Below are 15,598 nucleotides of genomic sequence, written 5' to 3'. Positions count from 1 at the left end.
GGCGTCAGACCAGCACTAACAACAAGGAGGAACATTGTGAGCAATGAAGTGATTGCAGTGCTTGGCGCCGGTTCATGGGGAACGGCCCTCGCAAATGTTGCTGCCGAGAACGGGCATGACGTGCGTCTTTGGACGTACAAGCCTGAACAAGTAGTTGAGATTAATGAGCAACACCGCAACAGCAAGTATCTTGGTGATAACCCACTCGACGAGGGTGTCGTTGCCACTGCAGATATGACTGAGGCTGTGCGTGATGCAACCATCGTGTTGAGCGTCGTGCCAACGAAGGCCACACGTGAGGTATCAAAGCACTTGTCTGAAGTCTTGGCAGAGTTGGATCAACAAATTGTGTTGATTGCCGCAACAAAGGGATTGGAGCCTGGTACTTATAAGCGCGCATCAGAGATGCTTGCTGAAGAGGTACCAGCGACGCAACGTTTGGGACTTGGAATTATTTCTGGTCCATCACACGCTGAAGGGGTTATCAAGCATGACCCAACTTTGGTATCAGCTGTTAGCGAAGATTTGGCAACTGCCGAACGTGTGCAAGCAGCTTTTACTAATAATGTCTTCCGTGTATACACGAACACTGATTTGATTGGAGCCGAGTTTGGGGCGGCTCTCAAGAACGTGATTGCTATTGGTGCAGGGGCCCTTGAGAGCCTGGGATTTGATGCAAACGCCAAGGCAGGATTGTTCACTCGTGGATTGGCTGAAATTAGCCGATTGGGTCAAGCATTCGGTGCGAACCCAATTACATTCATGGGCTTGTCAGGCGTTGGTGATTTGTTTGTTACTGCCACATCAGTGCACTCACGTAATTATCGTGCAGGGGTGCAATTGGGTGAAGGTAAGAAGCTTGATGACATCGTCGAAAACATGGGGATGGTCATCGAAGGTATTTCAACGACTAAGGTTGCGCACGAGCTAGCCTTGAAGAAGCACGTTGAAATGCCAATTACATCTACAATTTATCGCGTCTTGTACGAAGGTCAAGATATCAAGGAAGCCATCAATGAGTTGATGGGTCGTCCAGTTTCACAAGAAGGGAAGTAAATTCATATGAAGCCAGTACGTAAGGCTATTATCCCAGCAGCAGGTTTGGGAACTCGTTTTTTGCCAGCAACTAAGGCCTTGGCCAAGGAAATGTTGCCAATTGTTGATAAGCCAACGATTCAATTTATCATCGAAGAAGCTTTGGCTTCAGGTATCGAAGATATTGTTATCGTCGATGGAAAGTCAAAGCGTTCAATCGAAGATCACTTCGATTCAAACCCTGAGTTGGAAAACAACTTGAAGGAAAAGGGTAAGGATGAATTGTTGAAGTTGGTTGAAGAGACGACTGACATCAACTTGTACTTCATCCGTCAATCACACCCACGTGGTTTGGGAGATGCTGTTTTGACGGCCAAGTCATTTATCGGCGACGAGCCATTCGTGGTTATGTTGGGTGATGACTTGATGGCAGATGAGACGCCATTGACGAAGCAATTGATCGACCGTTACAACACAACGGGAGAGTCAACGTTGGCTGTTATGAAGGTGCCTCACGAGCAAGTTTCTGAATACGGTGTAATTGCACCTGAAAAGGAAGTTGAAGACGGTTTGCACCAAGTTAACTCATTCGTTGAGAAGCCAAAGCCAGAAGATGCACCTTCAGACTTGGCAATCATCGGACGTTACTTGTTGACGCCTGAGATCTTCGAAGAATTGGAGAACACGAAGCCTGGTAAGGGTAACGAAATCCAATTGACGGACGCCATCGATTCATTGAACAAGCGTCAACACGTATACGCCCACGAATTCAAGGGTAAGCGTTTTGACATTGGTTCAAAGATTGGTTTCTTGACGACTAACATCGAATATGGTTTGAACCACCCACAAACGGGTGAAGCTTTGAAGCAATACATCAAGGACTTGGCCGCAACGTTGGACTAAGCCAAAATAACGATTAAAAACAGGACTTTCTCCTTTTTGAGAAGGTCCTGTTTTTTTAGAATAAATTGGTTAATGGTATATACGTATTTCCATTGGAAAGGATAAATGAACCTTAAAATTTCCCGGTTTTGAGACACTGTTGTCGAGAATAGTTCACCAAAATATACACTGCGGGACTGAAAATTCCCGCTTAATAGTAAATTGCTCCGCTGACGAAAGTATAGTGTTATCATGCTCTTTGTTAATGTTAGGTATGGTTACTTCATTATTTAATGAAGACTTAACGCAAACGGTATGGTTATACAGAGGAAAGTGGGTAAAAAGAGGAATGGTTGATAAAGAAACCAATCGCCAAACAAAAGTACACTTCAAGATGTACAAGGATGGTAAGCAGTGGGTCACCCGTGGCCTGGCACTATTTGCAGTGTCATTGATGGTCGGCGGCCCCGTTGCAAACACATTAACTAATGTGAAGAATAACGTTGCATTTGCACAGACAACAGATAGTTCATCGAGCGATTCAGTTGCTTTGACAAGCACTAACAACGTTGTTTCAGCTAATCAGAAACTAAACGCTGATTATGCAGCTTGGCAGAAGCAAGAAGTTGAACTGCAAAAGGACGCAACATTCAATCAATTTATGTTTATGGATGATGTCGTTCGAAATGCGGTTTTGGATGGTCACAATGCAGCTGGTCGTGGGGATTATGCTGGTGTTGTCTCAGCCGACGCCCAGTTATTGCACTATGTATCAATTGTGCAAGAAGCATTACGTTTACTGAAAACGGTTGACCCAGCAACGAAGGGATACAATGATTTGTTCGAGGATTTGCACCTTGCAAATCAACACGATCCTAAGGCGGTTGAGGCACACGTCATTGCACTTGGTGGTGTCGTCAATGATTTGACTAATGCAAATGACTTTGATGATACAAAAGCACCTGATATGGCAGGTGATAAGACACCAGCACAAAGTAATGATTTGACGGACCTTGAAAACCGCATTCAAAATTACTATCAAAATCACGGCCGATTTGGTATTCCGGCTGCAGTGATTAAGGATGTATACAACGAGATTGTAGCAGAAGAGACGACGCCATCAAAGAGTGCTGATGCTGACGAAGTTAAGGTATTGCAAGATCTCTTTACCAAGATGCAGCAAGCAGACCTAGCTTACGTGGACAGCACTGTGCATGCAGTTGTTGCCCAGGCGGTTGATGATAATAATCAAGCAACACATGATGGTGTACCAGCTTCAGTAAAGAGTGCTGATTTTAAGGCAATTAATGATGCGGCAACGAAGATTTTGGCCGGTATGGATACCATTGAAAATGATGCACTTGATGACCATTACGATAACATCCATATTCAAGTTAACAACTTGCAACAACAAGTGGATGATTTCCAAAAGAAGATTAATGATTATAAGGCTGATCAAATTCATCAAGCTGCTCAAAAGATCGTGGATGCCAAAAGCGACGCTGCACGAATTGGTATTCATTCTTCGGATGTTGATGACTTGTTCAACCAGGGGATGGCTGAAGCAGGAAAGCCATCCTCAACTAATGTGCGCGATACAGTTAAGAAATTGAACGATATCGCTGAGCAAATGAAAACGGCAACGAAGCAGTCTTGGGACGATCAAATTGGGGCATTTATGTCTGACGTGCGATCAGTTTACGCCAAGGCAACACATGATGGTGTGCCAGCTAGTGTGAAGGAACCAGCCTACCAGGCGCTTGTTGCTGAGGCGACTAATCAAACTCACCCTGATAGCCTGGGGCTGGAGTTACAGACGTTAGGTAACTTGTTGCAAAAGATGATTGATGCAATTAACGCTTATAAGCCAATTGATTTACCAGCTGGTTCGACAGCAGCAAATCAAACGGCCGTTGTATCAGATGCTAATAGCTTCTTTGCAAGTAACTTAATGGATCAAGGACGTTCATCGTACGGATCAATGGCCCAATCTTTGGCGACGTCAGCAGCTAAGGATTCAGCGTTGAGTCAAATTAATGTCGATGCAGGTGCTAATTCGGGTAAGGTATCAGATAGCGACCTAGCAGCCGACGTGACAAATGCAACTTCAGGTATTGATAGTGCAGCTAACGTTTCTGATGTTAATAGCATTGTTAACTCGTATGAGAGCAATTTGGTAAGCCAATCTGTTGCCACGTCAAATTCAATTGCCACGTCAATTGCTAATTCAGTTGCGGCTTCAGAGTCAGCGTCGATTTCAGCATCAACATCAGCGTCAATTGCTAATTCGTTGGTTCAATCTCAAATTTCTAGTCAAGCTGAGAGTTCAGCAGCGCAATCAATGATCGATGCGGGTCGTTCAGCGGATGCGTCACAAGAGGCGTCGCTAGCATCATCAGCGGCAGCGCAATCAATGATTGATGCGGGCCGTTCAGCAGATGCATCACAAGAAGCATCATTGGCATCATCAGCGGCAGCGCAATCAATGATCGACGCCGGCCGTTCAGCAGATGCGTCACAAGAGGCATCGCTAGCATCATCAGCTGCAGCAGAATCGATGATTGAATCAGGACACTCAGCAGATGCATCACAAGAAGCATCACTGGCGACGTCAGCAGCAGAGAATTCAGCAGCGCAATCAATGATTGATGCGGGTCGTTCGGCGGATGCATCGCAAGAGGCATCGCTAGCATCATCAGCTGCAGCAGAATCGATGATTGAATCAGGACACTCAGCAGATGCATCGCAAGAGGCATCATTGGCGACGTCAGCAGCAGAGAATTCAGCAGCGCAATCAATGATTGACGCAGGACACTCAGCAGATGCATCACAGGAAGCATCATTGGCGTCATCAGCAGCAGAGAGTTCAGCAGCAGAATCGATGATTGAGTCAGGCCGTTCAGCGGATGCGTCGCAAGAGGTGTCACTAGCATCATCGGCCGCAGAGAGTTCAGCCGCACAATCAATGATTGAATCAGGCCACTCAGCAGATGCATCGCAAGAAGCATCATTGGCGTCGTCAGCAGCTGAGAGTTCAGCCGCAGAATCGATGATTGAGTCAGGCCGTTCAGCGGATGCGTCACAAGAGGTGTCACTAGCATCATCGGCCGCAGAGAGTTCAGCCGCACAATCAATGATTGAATCAGGACACTCAGCAGCTGCGTCACAGGAGTCAACGTTGGCATCATCAGCGGCCAACTCAGCGGCGCAATCGATGATTGAGTCAGGTCGTTCAGCAGATGCATCACAAGAAGCGTCACTAGCATCATCTGCTAGTGCAAAGTCAATGATCGAATCAGGACGCTCAGCGGACGCGTCACAGGAGTCAACGTTGGCATCATCAGCGGCCAACTCAGCCGCACAATCATTGATTGAAGCGGGCCGTTCAGTAGCGATGTCACAAGAAGCGTCATTAGCAGCATCTGCCTCAGCACAATCTTTGATTAACGCAGGACGTGATTCGTTGATTGCACGAGAATCACAATTGGCTTCAGAAGCAGCACACGAGAAGAGCGTGGCTGATTTCAATAAGGCAAAGAGTGATGCGGTAGCTTCAACTAAGGCTGAAGCTAAGTCAAAGGGTGTTGCGAACGACAAGGACGTCGTAAAGGCCATCGAACAAATTAGCAAGGCAACGGATCAAAAGTCATTACAAAATGCGGTTGATCAAGCAGCGATTGCGATTGCTAATGCGGTTGATCGTGCTAAGAACGCTAAGAGTGGTCAGCGCGATGGCCACACAACTAGTGGTAATAACAACACTAAGGGTGGTGCTACTAAGAACCAAAACCCAGAACAAGGTCAACAAGGCATTGTTAATGGCGGTTCAAACGGTCAGGCAAATCCAGGACAAGGTCACAACGGAACTAAGGGTGATACAAATGGTCACCAGAAGTCTGAACAAGGTCAAGGCATTGTTGCTGGTGGTTCAAATGGCGGTTCATCAAATGGTGGCGTCAATGGTAACCAAGTAGCTGGTCAAAATGGTGGCTACACAGACGGCTCAAACGTTGCTGGCGTAACGAATGGTCAAGTTGCAGGTAATAATGCAGGTGATGTTGTGTTGCCAAGTTTGAATGGGGTGTCAACGACTAACGTGGCAACGCCAACACAGTCAACAACTGGTAATGCGACGGCTGGTGCAGTGACGCCGTTGGTAAATGCGACAACAGGTACAAATACCACGGGAGCAGCAACTGCCGGTACAACGACTGGTAGTGTACCGGCACAAGCAACGGGTGCTACGTCAGGTACGACAACAACTCATAACGATAAGCCTACGAAGACTAAGACAGCAGCCAAGACAGATACTGGTACGGCCACAGTTCAAGGTGCGACGGGATCTGCAGCTGATCCGGCCACACGAGCATTGCGTGATTCGCAAATGAAGCACAATGACAATAGTGCATTGTTGACATCATTGCTATCATTGTTAATCGCTGCAGCTGCCGGATTCTGGTTCTTCCTATGGAAGCGTCGTAAGGATCAAGAAGAGAAGATGGACGCGAACTTTGCTGGCGATGATGAGGCATTGTCAAACGAAGTTAAGAACATTAAAGATTCTTGGAAGTAATTAAATAGGTAATTAAGGCCGGTAAATGGGACTTAATTGCCATGCAAAGCGACATTTTGACTGATATTTCGGTCAGAATGTCGCTTTTTCACTGAAATGATTAGAGTTATGTCATAAAACGTGCAACGACGGCGTTTTTGGCTTACTATAAGTAACGAAGAGTTTTAATCAACTTTCAATTAGGGAGCACGAATTATCGTCTCGAGAGAAAGGGGTGGATGCTTGTGTTGGAGAGAGCACAAGGTCACGGGGAAGGTACAACCCGTTTTAAGATGTACAAAGATGGCAAGCGTTGGGTAACACGAGGCTTGACTGTTGCTGGGGTAGCTCTAGTGGTAGGAGCGCCTGTGGCGACGGCAACAATGCAGTTAGCTAGTGTATCAACAACGTATGCTCAAACGGTGACGAGTCGGCAATTGACAGCAACTGAGACTGATCAAATTAGTCGATTGCAGTCGGTGATGGACTCATATAGTTTCGTGCGATCAATTGCATTGGATGGTTTGAATTGGCAAGATGATTTGACGGCAGCGTATAACAACGCAACGCAGATGATTCAAACCATTCAGTCTGGTGAATTCACGCACGCAAATGGTGTTCAAACTGAAGGCACAACTTTTTCTGATCAACAAGTGACAAACGCAGTTAACCGCGTTGAGGATTACGCGTTGGCCATTGAAGTTGCGGACATTCGCGCGCACCATGCCGGTTGGTATGCTGAAGTGGTAAATGGCCAAAAGTTTTCGGACATTCACTATGATGTTTTGACATCTTATGCACCGGGTGCACAAGATGGTTTTGTTTGGATGAAGCCATTGCTGTTGGAAATTATCAATGGTAATCGCGCTGAAACGAATAATCAGACTAATGTGGTGACGTCGTCAGCAGTTGATGCCCAACCAGCAAATGTAGCTGGTTCGGATTACTATGACAATACAGCTGCAAAGTCATCAGCAGTTGATTCAGCATTGTCAGTGCAAGAATCATCAGCAGTTGATTCAGCATTGTCAGTGCAAGAATCATCAGCGGTTGATTCAGCATTGTCAGTGCAAGAGTCATCAGCAGTTGATTCGGCGCTATCAGTGCAAGAGTCGTCAGCAGTTGATTCGGCGCTATCAGTGCAAGAGTCGTCAGCAGTTGATTCAGCGTTGTCAGTACAAGAATCGTCAGCAGTTGGTTCAGCGCTATCAGTACAAGAGTCATCAGCAGTTGGTTCAGCGTTATCAGTACAAGAGTCATCAGCAGTTGGTTCAGCGCTATCAGTACAAGAGTCATCAGCAGTTGGTTCAGCACTATCAGTACAAGAGTCATCAGCAGTTGGCGACCCTGTCGTTTCGGCCGGTGTTAGTGGTAAGTCATCGACGATTTCCAGCGCTAGCAACGCTAGTGCTGGATCGTCATCGTTAGTTGAAGGACCAACATCATCAGCAACCAGTAGCACAACTGCTACTGCCGATGTTGAGGGATCAGCGAATGCTTCACACCGTGTAACGACTAGCAACAACACATCATTCGCTAACCACGGTCAGGTAGGTGATGATGTGAGTGCGTCGACACATTTGATGACGTCTCAATCAGTTGCGCCTGTTTTAAGTGCTAAGGCGGTTACCTTGGATACATTGCCAACGGTTATGGCAAGTGATGCAGGTCAGACAACTCGTCAGGTTGCGACAGTACCAAGTTCAAGTGTTATGGTTTCTTCAGGTACGACGGATGTTGTATCAAGTGCCACAAGCTCGACAACAGTTAGTGCGACATCAAGTGCAACAAGTTCATCAGTTGTTAGTGCGACGTCAAGTTCAGCTACGACGCAAAACGTAGCAAGCAACAATGGTGGGACGCCAGCATCGACAACTGATTCGAATGTTGCCGGTAACAATGCACCTGCAGCTGCACCTGTAAAAAATGCGGCAGTAGATGATGGGGCAACAGTTCAAGCCGGTGTGAATACGGCTGGTAACGATGCCACAAGTCATTTGAATGACACGCAATTCTCGTTGAATGACAATACCCAAGTTTTGGGAACTATTTTGTCAACAATCATCGCGATTGCATCTGGAATTGCCTTTAAGATTGTTCGCAGTCGTAAGGGTGCCCATGCTTCTGAAAATGGCGAATTTGATGAAGAAGATGAGCAATTATTTGATATGGTTGCAAAATTGAAAAACTTCATAAAGTAGTAGAAGAATATTTGCTACGAACTAATAAATCTCCAGTGTTATCAGCTCTGTTTGGCTGACGAAACTGGAGATTTTTTATTAATTTGAAATTGCGAAACCAAAGCCGTGTTTTTATTTTTTGTAAGCAGTAAAATTGGAACATAAACGAGGAAATTTGGGATTTTGCCTCGTTTACGAAACTGCTGAGAGAAGTTTCGAAACAGGGAAAGGGGTGTTTTCTTATGATTAAGAAGACGCAATTAACATTAAAAAATTACGAACATAAAAACAATCGACACTGGGTAGCAAGTGGTATAACTGCGCTTGGAGTGACAGTCTTGACTATATCACCATTGGTCACAACGACAACTAGTATCTTGCAACCAACGACGGTGTTTGCGACAGATAATGCACGTAACTTAACGGTAACGGAGCAGTTACAAATCGCCCGTCTACAGGCTGCTATTACCAATTACCAAGCCGTCGCAAATGTGCAGTTGCAAAATGAAACCAGTTGGCCAGCACAATTGACGCAAGCAATTGTGGATGCCCAAAGTATGATTCAAACAATTCAAACTGCCAGTTATTTAACGGGCAATCGTGATCGTGGTGGTCAACCTTTTGGTGATGATCAGGTCACAAATGCGACCAATCGTATTATGAGTTATGCACTTGCCATTCAAGTCGCCCAAATTCGTCAAGATGATCCAACGTGGTACGCCAAGATGACCTCAGGCGTACTTGCTAGCAACGTTACGTATGATCCGCTAACGTCAATTGCTTTTGGCGCGCAGGATGGCTTCCCTTGGATGCAGGGAATGCTCCAACAAATTTTGGCAGTGTATGCAGATAATACGGCAAATGATTTAGTTAACTCAGAAGCGCCCGTTACCTCATCGGCAGCTGATGCATCAGACGCAACGTCGTCAAGTACTGTCGATGAGTCAAACGCAACGCCAGACGGGCCATCTTCAAGTGAAGTTTCAGATAGTACTGTGTCATCGAGTGTTGCTGACACGTCATCGAGCGTAGCAGCGCCATCAGTTAGCGCGACACCAGAATCATCATCTGACAGTGCTGTTGATTCGGCTTCAAGCGCGACTGCAGACAGCAGTGTTTCGTCGAGTGCGGTAGATACATCTGTCAGCGCAGTAACGCCATCGGCTAGTGTGGCGCCGGATATGTCAGATTCAGTGAGCGCTGGTATCTCATCAAATGTGACGTCAGATACAGCTGTGTCATCGAGTGTGACTGATACAGCTGTAAGTACAGCGACGTCATCGGTCAATGCGGCTTCTGAGACGTCAACAAAGACTAGCTCGGGTGTAGCCACATCAAATAAGACCGCTAGTGCCGATTCATCAAGTGCAGTTAATCCATCCGTAACAAACGTTAGTGATGTAACTGTTGCGAGTCCATCATCAGTTAGTTCGGTGTCAGAGGTGGTGGCATCAGCTAGTGTGACTGGCACAACGTCGGATGTAGCTAGTGCGACAGCAGATGGTGTAAACTCGCTAGTTGCTAATGCAGTACCTGTAACTGACCAAGTGACGACATTACAGCCAAATCAGGCGTTAGCTGCAACGATGCTACGCAATACGACTAATCTAGCTAATGGATTAACGACGGTGGTTGGGGGTGTCACGAATGTCCCTTCAGCGTCACAAACAAGTCAAGTAACACGTTTCCTAGCAGGGGCGGCATCAGCAGCGACGGCAAATAACGTGGCGCAGGCCCAAGCAGCGTATACGGCATCAGCAACGGCAAACGTGGCTGCAACAGCAGCTAACGGTAGCGTAGCTAATGGACTCGATACAGGGGCGACGGTACAAGCTGGTACGGTGAACGCCACCGATGAGGCAACAACACATTTGCGAGATACACAGTTTGATACGGCTGCAAATCAGTTACCAGTAGTGGCGTCAATCCTGTCAACGTTATTGGCAGGTTTGGGTGGCTTGTTCTTCATGCTTTGGCGACGTCGCAAGGAGTCCTCGGTTGAGGAATCAGAACGTTTGGCAGCTGAAGACGATCAATTCTTTGCCGAAATTGACAAGATGAAAGATAACTGGAAGTAATCGTAAGCGATAAAGCATGGCCCATAATAATGGGTTGTGCTTTATTTTTGTAAGTAGCCCCCCTTTTCATTTGACATCAGAACCGGTAGAATAGGTCTTGTAATCTTAAAGATTTATGAGAATCCGAACATAGCGATTCTGAACGAAGGGGGAAGTTAAAATGGCACAACATTATGACACAATTATTCTCGGGGCTGGCCCTGGTGGGATGACCGCAGCAACGTACGCATCACGGGCGAACATGTCAGTTTTGATGATTGATCGCGGCATTTACGGTGGACAAATGAATAACACCGCTGAAGTTGAAAACTATCCAGGGTTCGAGTCTATTCTTGGCCCCGAATTGGCGGAAAAAATGTACGCATCGTCAACAAAGTTTGGTGCTGAGTACGCCTTTGGATCAGTCTTGCATGTTGAGGCGCAACACGATGGGACGTGGCATGTTGTAACAGACATGGATGACTATACGGCCAACACAGTGATTGTTGCGACTGGGGCTGCCAACGTTAAGCTAGCAGTACCTGGCGAAGATCAGTACACTGGTCGTGGGGTTTCATACTGTGCCGTCTGCGATGGGGCCTTCTTCCGTGGCCAACACGTCATTGTTGTCGGTGGTGGTGATTCCGCTGTTGAAGAAGCAACATACTTAGCAGGATTGGCTGACAAGGTAACCATCGTTCACCGTCGTGACAAGTTGCGCGCTCAAAAGATTTTGCAAGACCGCGCCTTTGCAAATGAAAAAATCGACTTCATTTGGAACACGGAAGTTGAAGAAATCATTGGTGATGACAAGAAAGTCACTGGTGTCCGTGTTCGCAATAACCAAACGGATGAAGTTTCTGAAATTGCGGCTGCCGGCGTATTCATCTATGTTGGTTTGACGCCTGTTTCAGAACCGGTCCAAGCATTGGGTATCACGGATGCCAACGGCTGGATTCACACAAATGATCGTATGGAAACAGCAGCGCCTGGTATCTTTGCTATCGGTGATGTTCGTGACAAGGAATTGCGTCAAATTACCACTGCAGTTGGGGATGCCGCAATTGCCGGTCAGAATGCCTTTTCTTACAACGAAAACTTTAAGATGGCCGCATCTGAAGTAACAGAATAACAATTAAGGAACTTGTTTCTGCAAGTTCCTTTTTATTTACCTAATTCGTTACCAAAATTCAGTAACATAGCGTAAAATGAATAAGAGCATTTTTGCTGATACGAAAGAAAGGGGTCCACATATGACGCAAGGAACTAAGATTATTGCCTCAGCTCACTACGTTCCAAGTGATATTATTACGAACGATGACTTGGCGGCAATCATGGATACGAACGACGCGTGGATTCAAGCACACACTGGTATTAAGGAGCGACGCATCTCATTGCAAGGTGAGAATACGTCCGATTTGGCAACGCAAGCAGCTCGCATGGCGTTGTCACAAACCGACCTTAAGCCAGAAGATATTGAACTAATCATCGTGACGACGTTTACGCCGGACGGATTAGCACCTTCAACGGCTGCGCTCGTACAGCGTAACTTGAAAGCTGAAGGGGCGTGGGCATACGATATTTCTACTGCGTGCTCAGGATTTGTCTTTGGTATGAGTACTGCAGACAAGTTTATCCGTTCAGGTGTTTACAAGAACGCATTGGTTATTTCAGCAGAAGTTAATTCGAAGATGATGGACTTTACAGATCGTACATCAACTGTCTTCTTCGGTGATGGTGCCGCTGCAATGGTGCTGGTTGCTGATGAAGAAGGCGGTATTGTGAAGGGTGAGGAAATGCATACCATTGGGGATGCTGAAGTTGTTCACTCTGGTCGCATCCAACCTTTGACAGAAATTTCTGCAGAAAACTACCCTAAGACGGATGCCTTCCATCAAGAAGGTCGCCAAGTCTTTGAAGAAGTTGTGCGCTTGATTCCAGATCACATTGTAAAGTTCTTGGGTGATCGTGATTTGACGCCAAATGACGTTGATTACTTTATTACACACCAAGCCAACTTGCGCATTATTGAGGCGATTGCTGAGGCGATTGACCAACCAATGGACAAGTTTGCCACGAATATTACAAAGTATGGAAACACGTCATCAGCCGGAATCGGTATTGGCTTGGATGAGCTAAACAAGAAAACTGATTTGACGGGTAAGCGAGTTCTGTTAACGGGATTCGGTGCCGGATTTACATACGGAAGTCTGTTGCTTGAATTCTAAAGTCTTATGAAAAGTAATGAACGTGTGCGTTTTTGAAACAAACACGTTCTTTTTTTATTCTTTAAAAATGCACCGGTTTTCATGAAAGTTTGTTAAAATAGTAACAGTTAATTATGACAGGAGGGGTCAGCTATGGACTATGAAGAAATGCTTGAGCAATTACGATCTGGCGAATTAGAAGAGTTCGTTTTGGAAGCAAAGGACTTCAAGGAATTTTACGAAGTTTGGCGTAATTACCCTTATCAGAACGCGATTCGTGGCGTTGCCGCACGTGGCGGGGTTGTCACGTATACGGCGAAGAATAAGGCCGAGTAGAATCATCGCCGCTTCCACTTATTCACAAAAAGTTCACAAAAGCCTAATGAAAAGGTAATGTAAGCGCTTGCGCAAAAGCTTCATACCTGCTAGAATTAACGACATAGAGTTGGTTAGAAAGATTTCGAAAGCGTATCTCATTTAGCCAAGTCAAAAATTATACAAAGATAGATATTTTTTAATCTAGAGGAGATTATCACCATGGAATCACGCGAATTTCACATTGTAGCCGAAACTGGTATCCACGCACGTCCAGCAACTTTGTTGGTACAAGCAGCTTCAAAGTTCTCATCAAACGTAACGTTGTCATACCAAGGTAAGGACGTTAACTTGAAGTCAATCATGGGCGTTATGTCATTGGGTGTTGGTCAAAACGCCGATGTTAAGATTTCAGCAGAAGGTGATGACGAAGCTGAAGCATTGGCTGCAATTGCAGAGACGATGTCAGCAGAAGGCTTGACTGACTAATTTTTAGTTAAAAATTTATTTGAACATTTACTTTGAGGGATAAGACGGCGATGGCAAAAGAAATTAAGGGGATTGCAGCATCAAACGGTGTTGCAATCGCAAAAGCATATAAGCTCGTTGATCCTGATTTGTCTTTTGATACTCGTACAGTAGACGATGTTCAAGCTGAGAAGGACCGCGTAGCAGCGGCCTTTTTAGCATCTAAGACAGATTTGGAACAAATTCGAGACAAGGCAGCAACTTCAATGGGGGCTGAAGAAGCTGAAGTGTTTACAGCACACATTATGGTGCTTGAAGACCCTGAGCTTTTGGGGGGCATTTCTGCTAAAATCGACAGCGACTCAGTTAACGCTGAAGCCGCGTTGAAGGAAACGACAGACATGTACATTGGTATGTTTGAGGCAATGGCCGATGATAATCCATACATGGCTGAACGTGCCGCCGACATTCGAGATGTGACAAAGCGTGTGCTAAGTCACTTGTTGGGTAAGGAATTGCCAAACCCAGCCTTGATTAAGGAAGAAGTTGTGATTGTAGCGAAGGACATGACGCCTTCAGATACGGCTCAACTTGACCGTCAATACGTTAAGGGATTTATCACCAATGTTGGTGGACGCACAGCGCACGCAGCTATCATGGCACGTACGTTGGAAATTCCAGCGATTGTTGGTTCACAGGTTGCAACGGATGAAATTCAAGAAGGTGACATGGTCATTTTGGATGGACTTGACGGTGTTGCAATCGTTGACCCTTCAGATGAACAAGTCACAGAATACAGTGCCAAGGGTGAAAAGTACGCAGCGCAAAAGGCTGAATGGGCAACGTTGAAGAACGAAAAGTCTATTTCAGCTGATGGTAAGGAATTCTTGGTGGGTGCCAACATTGGTACGCCAAAGGACTTAACTGGTGTTGTGGATAACGGTTCAGAAGGAATTGGTTTGTACCGTACCGAGTTCTTGTACATGGATTCAAAGGAATTGCCAACTGAAGACGAGCAATTTGAAGCCTACAAGAAGGTTCTTGAGGGTATGGACGGTAAGCCTGTTACGGTCCGTACGATGGACATTGGTGGTGATAAGTATTTGCCTTACTTACCATTACCAGAAGAGGAAAACCCATTCTTGGGTTACCGTGCCATCCGTATTTCATTGGATCGTGATGACATTTTCCGTACTCAATTGCGTGCCTTGTTGCGTGCCTCTGTTTACGGTGACTTGTGGATTATGTTCCCAATGGTGGCAACGTTGCCAGAATACCGTGCAGCGCGTGATATCTTCAATGAAGAAAAGGCGAAGTTGCAAGAAGCTGGTGTACCAGTAGCCGATGATATCAAGTTGGGAATTATGATTGAAGTGCCAGCTGCAGCTGTTTTGGCTGATAAGTTTGCCCAAGAAGTTGATTTCTTCTCAATTGGAACCAACGACTTGATTGGTTACTCAATGGCGGCAGACCGTGGTAACGACAAGATTTCATACTTGTACCAACCATACAACCCATCAATTTTGCGTTTGATTAAGAACGTGATTGACTCAGCGCACAAGTACGGCAAGTTTGCTGCAATGTGCGGTGAGATGGCGGGTGATCCAATTGCCGTACCAGTGCTAGTTGGTATGGGCTTGGATGAATTCTCAATGTCAGCAACGTCTGTTTTGCAAACACGTTCATTGATGAAGCGTTTGGATACGACGAAGATGGCAGAATTGGCTGATAAGGCATTGGATGCTGAGACGAACGATGAAGTTATCGCGTTGGTTCAAGCTGCTGTACCAGCTGAATAAGAAGTAACGAGAAACCAGCTTTGTGGCGAGACTACTGATGTAGCGTCATGGAGCTGGTTTTGTGTTGTAGCTGATGTGAAGGGCTGTTTGCTATAATAAAAGC

10 protein-coding genes are annotated in these 15,598 nt (G+C 45.9%); all 10 read left to right on the top strand.

Going from position 1 to position 15,598, the window contains the following annotated elements:
- The first annotated feature begins 36 nt into the window (after window positions 1–36).
- A complete protein-coding gene (locus ESE_RS0101385) occupies window positions 37–1,056 on the top strand; it encodes an NAD(P)H-dependent glycerol-3-phosphate dehydrogenase (protein WP_010370039.1) in 1,020 nt (339 codons plus the stop codon).
- A 6-nt stretch (window positions 1,057–1,062) separates the two neighbouring features.
- Complete coding sequence (galU, locus tag ESE_RS0101380) at window positions 1,063–1,938, top strand: UTP--glucose-1-phosphate uridylyltransferase GalU (RefSeq protein ID WP_003608080.1); 876 nt, start codon at window positions 1,063–1,065, stop codon at window positions 1,936–1,938.
- A gap of 328 nt (window positions 1,939–2,266) precedes the next feature.
- Window positions 2,267–6,490 carry a KxYKxGKxW signal peptide domain-containing protein gene (locus ESE_RS0101370; protein WP_010370033.1) on the top strand — a complete coding sequence of 1,408 codons (4,224 nt, stop codon included), beginning with the start codon at window positions 2,267–2,269 and terminating at the stop codon, window positions 6,488–6,490.
- A 227-nt stretch (window positions 6,491–6,717) separates the two neighbouring features.
- Window positions 6,718–8,670: a KxYKxGKxW signal peptide domain-containing protein gene (locus ESE_RS0101365; RefSeq protein WP_158004765.1), complete on the top strand. Its 1,953-nt coding sequence runs from the start codon at window positions 6,718–6,720 to the stop codon at window positions 8,668–8,670.
- Window positions 8,671–8,891: 221 nt separating this feature from the next.
- Complete coding sequence (locus ESE_RS0101360) at window positions 8,892–10,727, top strand: hypothetical protein (RefSeq protein WP_010370027.1); 1,836 nt, start codon at window positions 8,892–8,894, stop codon at window positions 10,725–10,727.
- Window positions 10,728–10,887: 160 nt separating this feature from the next.
- Window positions 10,888–11,838: a thioredoxin-disulfide reductase gene (gene trxB / locus ESE_RS0101355; RefSeq protein WP_010370024.1), complete on the top strand. Its 951-nt coding sequence runs from the start codon at window positions 10,888–10,890 to the stop codon at window positions 11,836–11,838.
- A gap of 121 nt (window positions 11,839–11,959) precedes the next feature.
- Window positions 11,960–12,934, top strand: coding sequence for a beta-ketoacyl-ACP synthase III (locus ESE_RS0101350; protein ID WP_010370022.1), 975 nt, complete (start codon window positions 11,960–11,962; stop codon window positions 12,932–12,934).
- 132 nt (window positions 12,935–13,066) lie between these two features.
- A complete protein-coding gene (locus ESE_RS0101345) occupies window positions 13,067–13,249 on the top strand; it encodes a hypothetical protein (protein ID WP_010370019.1) in 183 nt (60 codons plus the stop codon).
- A gap of 201 nt (window positions 13,250–13,450) precedes the next feature.
- Window positions 13,451–13,717 (top strand): phosphocarrier protein HPr, encoded by a 267-nt coding sequence (locus tag ESE_RS0101340; RefSeq protein ID WP_010370017.1) that lies wholly within the window; start codon window positions 13,451–13,453, stop codon window positions 13,715–13,717.
- Between the two features lie 50 nt (window positions 13,718–13,767).
- Window positions 13,768–15,495: a phosphoenolpyruvate--protein phosphotransferase gene (ptsP, locus tag ESE_RS0101335; RefSeq protein WP_010370014.1), complete on the top strand. Its 1,728-nt coding sequence runs from the start codon at window positions 13,768–13,770 to the stop codon at window positions 15,493–15,495.
- Window positions 15,496–15,598: the final 103 nt, after the last annotated feature.

This window comes from Weissella cibaria KACC 11862 (genome assembly GCF_000193635.1).
Taxonomy (GTDB): Bacteria; Bacillota; Bacilli; order Lactobacillales; family Lactobacillaceae; genus Weissella; species Weissella cibaria.
Note: the sequence above shows the minus strand (reverse complement) of the source record. Positions and strands in the feature narration are given on the sequence as shown.

Bases quoted from the DNA above. Each gene is read 5' to 3' on its own strand.
- galU (WP_003608080.1), top strand. From the start codon at position 1,063: ATGAAGCCAGTACGTAAGGCTATTATCCCAGCAGCAGGTTTGGGAACT.
- ESE_RS0101370 (WP_010370033.1), top strand. From the start codon at position 2,267: ATGGTTGATAAAGAAACCAATCGCCAAACAAAAGTACACTTCAAGATG.
- ESE_RS0101360 (WP_010370027.1), top strand. From the start codon at position 8,892: ATGATTAAGAAGACGCAATTAACATTAAAAAATTACGAACATAAAAAC.
- trxB (WP_010370024.1), top strand. From the start codon at position 10,888: ATGGCACAACATTATGACACAATTATTCTCGGGGCTGGCCCTGGTGGG.
- ESE_RS0101350 (WP_010370022.1), top strand. From the start codon at position 11,960: ATGACGCAAGGAACTAAGATTATTGCCTCAGCTCACTACGTTCCAAGT.
- ESE_RS0101345 (WP_010370019.1), top strand. From the start codon at position 13,067: ATGGACTATGAAGAAATGCTTGAGCAATTACGATCTGGCGAATTAGAA.
- ESE_RS0101340 (WP_010370017.1), top strand. From the start codon at position 13,451: ATGGAATCACGCGAATTTCACATTGTAGCCGAAACTGGTATCCACGCA.
- ptsP (WP_010370014.1), top strand. From the start codon at position 13,768: ATGGCAAAAGAAATTAAGGGGATTGCAGCATCAAACGGTGTTGCAATC.